The organism is Sulfuricurvum sp., from assembly GCF_028681615.1.
Lineage (GTDB): Bacteria > Campylobacterota > Campylobacteria > Campylobacterales > Sulfurimonadaceae > Sulfuricurvum.
Genome location: NZ_JAQUHV010000005.1, coordinates 131,171 through 139,795 on the forward strand (window position 1 = coordinate 131,171; position 8,625 = coordinate 139,795).

Below are 8,625 nucleotides of genomic sequence, written 5' to 3' on the forward strand. Positions count from 1 at the left end.
TGGTACTATCTTTAGCTCAGAGGTTTTCTCATGAAACGTGTTTTACTGACCGGAGCCAACGGTTATATCGGAAGACGGCTCAAACACGCCTTGCTCTCAAAAGAGGGTATTGAACTAAGATTAATGGTCCGCAATGCCAACAGTTTATCCTCCTCTGTCCAAGAACATGCCCAGATTGTCACTGCGGACGTCCTCAACCCTGCAAGTCTTGACGATGCGCTCAGAGGAATCGATGTCGCCTACTACCTCATCCACGGCCTTAATCACGGTAATTTCCGAGAGATCGATCGTCAAAGCGCCCAAAATTTCGTCGATGCCTGTGTCCGCCAAAACGTCAAAACAATCATCTATCTTGGAGGGTTGGGAGACAAAAAAACAGGAAGCGAACATCTCCTCAGCCGTATAGAAACGGGTGAGATTCTCAGTTCCCGTCCCGATAAAATAAACTGTATCTGGTTTCGTGCCGGAGTCATTATCGGCTCTGGTAGTGCCAGCTTCGAAATCATCCGCCACTTGGTACAAAAGCTCCCCGTCATGATTACCCCAAAGTGGGTCCGCACTCCCGTCACCCCTATCGGTGTCGATGATGTAATCGATTTTCTCTTAGCCGCGCTGGATCTCCCCGCAACCTCAAATCTGATGGTCGATTTAGGGGAAGAAGCGATGAGCTACGGCGATTTGATGTTGCGTGTCGCAAAAGCGATGGGGCTTAAGCGCTATCTTATTCCGGTCAATGTTTTAACGCCGAAACTCTCTTCCTATTGGCTTGCTATATTTACCCCCGTTCCCTACAGCGTTTCCAGTTCACTGATCGAAGGTCTTCGCAGCGAAGTGACGGTGAGTAATAATTTGCAGCATGACTATTTCACGATCAAACCCCATACTCTAGAAGAGACGGTTAAACGTGCCATCGGTGAGATCGAATCGAATCAAGTACTCAGCCGATGGAGCGACAGCGGCTCAGGGGCATGGGAGGTCGACCACTCTCATGATATTGCTGACGCACTCTTTATCGATCGCCGCATCATCGAACTCAAAACACTCTCACCCGATAAAGTCTTTCGGAGTTTTTGTTCGATCGGAGGAGAAAACGGATGGTTCGGTTATGATTGGCTCTGGAACCTGCGAGGTTTTATCGACAAACTTTTCAAAGGTGCAGGAATTAATCGTGGACGACGTAATCCAAACAGCCTGCGTATCGGCGACAGTGTCGATTTTTGGAAAGTGGTGGATTTGGTTGAAAATGAACGGTTGCTTCTGTTTGCCCAAATGAAACTGCCGGGCAAAGCATGGCTGGAGTTTAAAATCCACGACGGAAAATTGATCCAAAGCGCCTATTTTTATCCATACGGGATTGTCGGTCGGCTCTACTGGTATATCCTGATTCCGTTGCATTACCTGATTTTTACCAATATGGCTCTTTCGATTATTAACCGTTCAAAATGAAAAAAGCTAAAAAACATGAAAATATAAAAATGGGTAAGGTAATAGTTGAAGAGAAGTGAGTTAAACATTAATCAGGCAAATTTAGGCTGCTATTAAAGCAGTTTCTATGAGATGCACCAATCAACTGGGAATATTATAACACAAATATAGTTAATAGGTATACTTAGTGTTATTATTCAGGTTTCCATCCTAGAGGACTTCTTATGTTACGCTATAAAATTATGCATCGTACTTACTATAACTATTCCGCGAATGTAATGCTGGGTTCCCAAAATCTTCTACTGCGTCCAAGGGAGGATTATGAGCTACGGATTGAGTCATTTTCACTGAAGATCATACCCGAAGCCACCCTTCTTTGGCATCGTGACGTTGAAGGAAATTCGGTTGCAATCGCAAATTTTACGCTTCCGACAAATCAACTGGTAATAGAAAGCGAAGTAATCATTCAGCAATACAATGAATCCCCTCTTAATTTCATGGTGAGTGATTACGCGCTTAGTTACCCCTTTAGTTATCAGGGTGAAGATAATATTTTGCTCTCTGCATACAAAATCTTACCGGACCAAACAACCACCGATGTCGTCAATAAATGGATAGCAAATTTTTGGCAGCCAGATGAAGCGATTCAAACGTACACACTCTTGAATCGGATCGCCGCTTACATTCATAAAACGCTTACGTATCGTGTACGGGAAGAACCGGGGGTACAAAGTGCAATAGAGACTCTTAGTTGCGGTACGGGATCATGTCGTGATTTTGCTTTTCTTTTTATGCAGGCAGTTCGGTGTCTGGGACTCGCTTCACGCTTCGTCAGCGGATATCTTTATGCTCCGCTCATGAGTGAAATCGGCTCGACCCATGCATGGGCGGAAGTCTATTTGCCGGGTGCCGGATGGAAGGGCTTTGATCCCACGATCGGAAAGATTGTCGGAAGCGATCATATTGCCGTAGCGGTAGCCAGACTTCCCGAATCTGTCCCGCCGATAGCCGGATCATTTGCTGGACCGGCTACTTCGAGTCTTACCGTCGGAGTATGGGTGAGTTTGTGTTGATACAATTATTTTATAGAGGTGTTTTGTCCAGATCACATAGACTGCCTATACCTATAATATCTCCTGAACCAATTGAAGAGTATAATAAAATATGATGAATTAGTTTATTGTATAAAGTAGGAGTTTCAGATGAGTTGTGACAAATGCCAAACCCTTCCGAGTCTGCCAAAAAAGGGTGGAGACCTTATCATCAGCTGTGATGTCCAAGAAATGGCAGACAAAATGAAGAGCTATCTGGATCAAAAAACTATAAATTACCAAATAGAAGATCCACAGACTCTTTGGATTCATGTCGATGGATTCACCCTCTTTTTACGTGAATTATGCGAAACCCAAACATTTTCAAAAATTGAACGTAATGCAATACACCTGCTTTTTTTGGAAAATGGAGAGACACTTTCCCCTTCAAAACTTAGAATGATGAAGACGCTTCAGCAGTATAAAGACCTCGCTGGTGCGGAATATCTCTCTTCATTGATTACCAAAGGGGCATTGACGACCCATTTTCAGCCGATCGTTGATCTCGCAACAGATACCATTTATGGATACGAGTCTCTGGCTCGGGGGGTAAGCGAAGACGGTACACTCATCTATCCGGATAGACTTTTCCAATGGGGCCGAGAAGGCGATATGCTCTTTTATCTCGATCGGGCATGCCGTGAAAGCTCACTTAAAACTGCCGCCGTTAAACATATTGCGTCCAAAGTATTTATTAACTTTATCCCAACTGCTATCTACGATCCGGAACATTGTCTCCAATCAACCGTAAAATGGGCCAAAGAGCTCGATTTCGATCCAAAAAATATCATTTTTGAAGTGATTGAAAGTGACCACGTAGATGATCTTGAACATCTTAAAAAAATTCTTGCTTTTTACAGGTCCCAAGGATTTTTGGTGGCTCTCGATGACGTCGGAAGCGGATATGCATCATTAAATATGATTGCCAAGCTTCGTCCTGATATTGTCAAAATCGACCGGGAAATCATTGATTATATCGATACAAATGAGGTCAACCAATCCATTTTCCGGGCCATTGTTACAATCGCCAAAGAAAACGGGATTCTGGTATTAGCAGAGGGAGTTGAACGTTTGGAAGAAGCGGCCTTTTGTGCCAAAGAAGGCGCGGATCTAGCTCAAGGGTACTATTACGGAAAACCTTCGGCTGAACCGATCCGACGCCTCTAATACAGTTGTAGCCCGCTCTATTGACTTTACTGAGAAGCCAACTTGTCCACTATCGTGTTAATGCTATCGGTAAACAGTGAATCCAGCAAAGGCTCCACATCCTTAGAAGTGTACGAAGGTTTTATCCATTTCCCTTCTTGTTGCGTCATCGTTTGCACTAGTGTCCTACCCGCTTTTTTTAGTGTTACTTCGACTACAATTTTTCCATGGAGATTTTCATCAAATTTTTGAGTGTCATTGTAAACCAGCTGAATATTTTTAATCTTTACGGTGATTGTTGCATTGGCATCAGCAGGATTTCGGGTCATGTTAAACTTTGAAGATTGCAATGCATTCGTCAACCCTTCTCTGTATCTGTCCGCAAAATCTACATAGCTGTAAAACTTTTCAGTTACTTGACCGTTGGCTTCAATATATCCTATCGAACGCTTATCTTCTCTCGCATCCGTAACAGACAAAAATGAGACACTCTTTTGATCCTGTGTCGTTTTATTCAGGGATTGGGTTTTGTATGATGAAAGCTCTATTGCCTCATTTTTATATGAACATCCGCTCATTAAAACAACTGCCGCTACCAAACTATATATCCTCTTCATATCGGTTCCCTATAGAAATTTAAAATGATACGTACATACATGACTCATCAAGAGCTTGTGCAAAATAGGCACAAGTACGAAAAATATTATGCCTGATATAAACAAACGGTCGATAAAGAGAATATGTATAATTGATCCTATTAAATTTTCAGACGAATCCCTACAGGACAATGATCCGATCCCGTAATATCTTGAAGAATGAAGGCATCTTCCAATGATTCAACAAGATCATCGGAGATAAAAAAGTAATCGATTCTCCATCCGACGTTTTTGGAGCGTGCACTAAAACGGTACGACCACCAACTGTATTCATCCTCTTTATCCCCGTGTATGTGGCGAAAGGTATCGATATATCCATGATCCAATAGCTTATCGATCCATGCGCGCTCTATCGGTAAAAATCCGGATGTTTTTTCGTTCGATTTAGGATTTTTGAGATCAATCGGACGATGGGCGGTGTTGACATCGCCGCAGATGATTATTTTTTTACCCTCGCTACGCAGTCTCTGACAGTAATCTAAGAAGCGATCATAAAACTCCAGCTTGTACGCGAGCCGTTCTTCGTCCTTTTGCCCATTGGGAAAATAGACGTTCAATAAGACTATATCGCCGTAGTGATGTTCAACGATACGCCCTTCGTTCATGATATCAATATCTGATCGGATATCTGAATAGAGGTGTTCAAGCGCACTTGCGATCAGTGTTCCCGAATATCCTTTCTTGAGTGCGCTATTGATGGTTATATTCGGAAAACGGTTTGCGAAGAGGTTCTCAGGCATTTGTTCCGGCAAAGCTTTGATTTCTTGAAGACAGAGGATATGCGGTTGACGCTCTTCAAGCCAATCAAATGCCCCTTTTTCTGCAACCGCACGAATGCCGTTAACATTCCACGATAGTATTTCAATTGTTTGAGCCATTTATATCCTCTGTCTGATTGAATCGAACCTTTTTAAGAAGTTCTAGGATCTTTATTTTACCGTATCCAGCCCTTGATCGATCCAACCCCAGTTAATGCCGCCGTCCAGCTCATAGACGTTTTTATATCCGAGTTGTAGGCCCATAACCTCTCCCACGGTTTTTGTTCTGTTTGCATGGGCGCATACCAGAATAAAAGGCTGTTCTTTATCCGTCACCACTTTTGTAAATGCTTCCATAAAACTATCAAGATCGAATTGTCCAAACTCATCGAAAAAGGTAATCTTATGACTCCCTTCGATGATGCCGTAGTATTCCCATTCATCTGCTCTTCGTATATCGATAACGGCAAAGCCCTCTTCTTTTTTTTGCAGAAACTCTTTTGTTGAAAGAGATTTAAACGGCCCGAAATTCAACATGAACATCCTTTTTGGTATACCTTTTTGTCAACCTGCAAAAATCGTAAAAATCACTTAACATCAAATAGCGAAACTCGATATCTTCAAATTGTTTCATCATGACGAGTTCGCCTTGCAAAAAGTATTTCACATCTTTTTGGAACTCTTTCGGATATTCCAGCTTTTCGGCCTGCAACGATGAGAAACACTCCACGAAATCCGAAAAAAGTTTGATTACGATTTCCTCTTTTTCCTGCGATCTGTGTTCGATAAAATCCGTAATTTCTTCAAATCTCTCACATATACGTACCAAACACTGATGCACAAAATTCTCCCTGCAAGCGACTCTCTGAAACAATATACATAAAGCATTCTAATAAAAACAGCCCCTTCACGCATGATTTATGCATTTTATGAAACATCATTATTAGGGGGGATACCATGGTATGCAAACTGAAACAAATAGTCGATTTTGTCCGTGAATACAAACTGCTTGAGGATTTAGATGATGAAGCGATCACGGAGACTTTTCATACTTTTCCGCATTGTTGCTCATGGGACAAAGGACTGGGGTTTGCTGAACTCGACGAGAGTCGTCTCGACCTCGCTGTCGACAAAATAATGGAAGTTCTCGATGAATCCTACGATCATGAATACACCGCACCTCAGATCAAAGCGATTGCGACTTCATTTATGGGGATTTTTGAAGCTGCCGGTGCTCCCAAAAGTCCGGTACCTTTTGTCATTGTCATGCTGGCTAGGATTTAGAAAGATCAAAAGGAATGACGACTTTGAAAACAGGATACTACGAAATATGCTCATATTGACAAAAGAGAATTATGATAAAACCGTTCGGGAGAACGAGATAGTGGTTATCGATTTTTGGTCGCAGTGGTGTACTCCGTGCAAACAGTATGGACCGATATTTGAAAAAGTATCCGGAAAATACCCCGACATCACGTTTGCAAAACTCCATACGGAAGAGGAAACCGCTCTTTCAGACTATTTCTTTATCCAAAATCTTCCAACGACGGTACTTATGAAAGAGAAGACGGTTATTTTCAAAACACCGGGATTATTATCACAAGAGGAACTGATTGATCTCATTGAGCAGACAAAAGCGACCGATCTGGATAGGTTCCGTGCGGAAAAAGCAGCGAAAAAAGCAGCACGCAAGCAACAGCCATAAACCAATTCTTGACAATATAAAGCGATGCAGAAGGAAAGCAAATGCCATTAAATCGACTGAAACGATATTTCGAGGACTACACCTACATACGAAAAGGTCACTATCCCGTCACTGATTTGATTGTCTATGTGTACATGGGCGATGCGTGGACTGAAGCAAACAAAGCACAACAAATTGCCATCAGCGAGGGGCTCCTCAGATCAATCGAAGCAAAACATTTCGAACTCCGCAGAGAAGATATCGAACGTCTTTTTGAACTCTACGATCTTAAGGGTAAAGCGGAACGCGGTGAGCTGGCAGATGTTGTGATGCTGCAAACGGCATTTACACAGATCATCGAAAAGCATCGCTTATCGCACCAATCACCGTCTTAAGAGGTTTTAATTTTCCCCATTTAGCGATTTACGTTTACTGTATAAGTCCAAACGAATAAGTCACTTTTCTTTTAATATACCTATTGTATAAATATTTTTAAAACACCGTAAAATATTCTACTTTCAAATCCTAAGTGGGAAATTTCCCAATTTTATAGTATTATAAACTTTAATAACCAACAAGGATTTAAAGATGTTAACGTACACTAATTCTAAAAACTATTTACTACTCTGTGTTGCAGGCGTCATGGTTCAAGGTTGTGTTGCTTATGTTGATCCATATCAAGATACCGTAGTTCATACGAGATCACAAAGCTTTGTTGAAGAAAGACCGCCATTTTATGGATTAGACGTATATTATGATTATTATGACAAACCTTATTATGTCGATTCGTATCGTAGAGTAATTTATGTAGATACAAAATACTATCCGTATGTAAAATCTCATTACCAATATAGAAAAACAGACTATGGAAGATATGGAGAGCGTCATGATGACGATCGCAGGGACAATTATCCTCATAATCAACTAAAAGTTATAGAGAAGCATGATGATGATCGTAGGGACAATTACCCAATCAATCAACCTAGAGTTATAGATCAGCATAATGACAACCGCAGGGACAATTACCCTGTCAATCAACCTAGAGTTATAGATCAGCGTGATAATGATCGCAGGGGCAACTACCCTGTCAATCAACCTAGAGTTATAGATCAGCGTGATGACAATCGCAGGGATAATTACCCTCCCAATCAACTAAAAGTTATAAATAAGCAAGATGATAATCGTAGGGATACTTCCCCAATCAATCAACCAAAATTTATAGATAAGCATGATGACAACGGTGGAAGAGGCAGTTCAAATGGTTTTTCAAAACCTGATCATCTAGATAATAGTAATGTTAATCAGTCAAAAGATACTAAAGATAAAAAAAATAATGCTAATTCAAATAACTCTGGACGATTTAAACATAATACCGATGATAGCAATAACAATCATGCAAATGAATCGGGAAAAACCTATTGAAAATTCTTCTGTATATCAAGGAATAAGCTCTAAAAGGTGCAAAATTATTATAAATACTTCACAAAAATGTTGGAAATTTTGTAATTGATACATGGAAGTGATAAAAACAAAACTGTACCCTGTTTTGTACTTTGAGTGTTTTTAGAAGTTTTCTTAAAGTGATTAAGCTTGTAATATAGAGGTGGTACAGTGGGCACTACAAGCCATACCCTATTTTACGATGCTATATAGATTTTAACATTCAAAAAGTACATTATAAAGTACATTATGTCTTTTTCTCAACATCTGTGTATTTCAGTAATCATTAATGCGATGATTGGAATGACCCCTTAAATGTAGACACTTTTTAAGACGCCGATTATGTCGATATGACAGAAGCGAAAGGCGACAGGAGAAGTGAATGCCACCGAGATATACAGACGAGTTCAAACAAGAAGCTGCCA

11 protein-coding genes are annotated in these 8,625 nt (G+C 40.9%); 7 read left to right on the forward strand and 4 right to left on the reverse strand.

Annotated elements, in window-relative coordinates; genetic code table 11:
- Positions 1–30: 30 nt before the first annotated feature.
- The 3 genes from PHE37_RS07670 to PHE37_RS07680 all read left to right on the forward strand — a co-directional run bounded on the left by PHE37_RS07670 (position 31) and on the right by PHE37_RS07680 (position 3,683).
- The gene (locus PHE37_RS07670; RefSeq protein WP_299995494.1) at positions 31–1,446 is read left to right on the forward strand and encodes an SDR family oxidoreductase; all 1,416 of its coding nucleotides are present in this window, start codon (positions 31–33) and stop codon (positions 1,444–1,446) included.
- Between the two features lie 203 nt (positions 1,447–1,649).
- Positions 1,650–2,498, forward strand: coding sequence for a transglutaminase family protein (locus tag PHE37_RS07675; RefSeq protein WP_299995495.1), 849 nt, complete (start codon positions 1,650–1,652; stop codon positions 2,496–2,498).
- Between the two features lie 129 nt (positions 2,499–2,627).
- Positions 2,628–3,683 (forward strand): EAL domain-containing protein, encoded by a 1,056-nt coding sequence (locus PHE37_RS07680; protein ID WP_299995497.1) that lies wholly within the window; start codon positions 2,628–2,630, stop codon positions 3,681–3,683.
- A 26-nt stretch (positions 3,684–3,709) separates the two neighbouring features.
- Here the strand turns inward: PHE37_RS07680 and PHE37_RS07685 are convergent, their stop codons facing one another.
- From PHE37_RS07685 to PHE37_RS07700, 4 genes are all read right to left on the reverse strand, one after another.
- On the reverse strand, positions 3,710–4,279 hold the full coding sequence (locus PHE37_RS07685; RefSeq protein WP_299995499.1) for a YajG family lipoprotein: 570 nt from the start codon (positions 4,277–4,279) through the stop codon (positions 3,710–3,712).
- Between the two features lie 140 nt (positions 4,280–4,419).
- Positions 4,420–5,196, reverse strand: a complete 777-nt coding sequence (locus PHE37_RS07690) for an exodeoxyribonuclease III (protein WP_299995501.1) — start codon at positions 5,194–5,196, stop codon at positions 4,420–4,422.
- A gap of 51 nt (positions 5,197–5,247) precedes the next feature.
- Positions 5,248–5,613: a rhodanese-like domain-containing protein gene (locus PHE37_RS07695; RefSeq protein WP_299995503.1), complete on the reverse strand. Its 366-nt coding sequence runs from the start codon at positions 5,611–5,613 to the stop codon at positions 5,248–5,250.
- Positions 5,591–5,917 carry a hypothetical protein gene (locus tag PHE37_RS07700; RefSeq protein ID WP_299995505.1) on the reverse strand — a complete coding sequence of 109 codons (327 nt, stop codon included), beginning with the start codon at positions 5,915–5,917 and terminating at the stop codon, positions 5,591–5,593. The genes PHE37_RS07695 and PHE37_RS07700 overlap by 23 nt, the downstream gene beginning before the upstream one ends.
- A 116-nt stretch (positions 5,918–6,033) precedes the next feature.
- Between PHE37_RS07700 and PHE37_RS07705 the strand changes: the two genes are divergently transcribed.
- The 4 genes from PHE37_RS07705 to PHE37_RS07720 all read left to right on the forward strand — a co-directional run bounded on the left by PHE37_RS07705 (position 6,034) and on the right by PHE37_RS07720 (position 8,182).
- Positions 6,034–6,360 (forward strand): hypothetical protein, encoded by a 327-nt coding sequence (locus tag PHE37_RS07705; RefSeq protein ID WP_299995507.1) that lies wholly within the window; start codon positions 6,034–6,036, stop codon positions 6,358–6,360.
- A 46-nt stretch (positions 6,361–6,406) separates the two neighbouring features.
- Complete coding sequence (locus PHE37_RS07710; protein WP_299995509.1) at positions 6,407–6,781, forward strand: thioredoxin family protein; 375 nt, start codon at positions 6,407–6,409, stop codon at positions 6,779–6,781.
- A gap of 41 nt (positions 6,782–6,822) precedes the next feature.
- Positions 6,823–7,155 carry a hypothetical protein gene (locus PHE37_RS07715; protein ID WP_299995511.1) on the forward strand — a complete coding sequence of 111 codons (333 nt, stop codon included), beginning with the start codon at positions 6,823–6,825 and terminating at the stop codon, positions 7,153–7,155.
- 193 nt (positions 7,156–7,348) lie between these two features.
- Complete coding sequence (locus tag PHE37_RS07720) at positions 7,349–8,182, forward strand: hypothetical protein (RefSeq protein WP_300008374.1); 834 nt, start codon at positions 7,349–7,351, stop codon at positions 8,180–8,182.
- Positions 8,183–8,625: the final 443 nt, after the last annotated feature.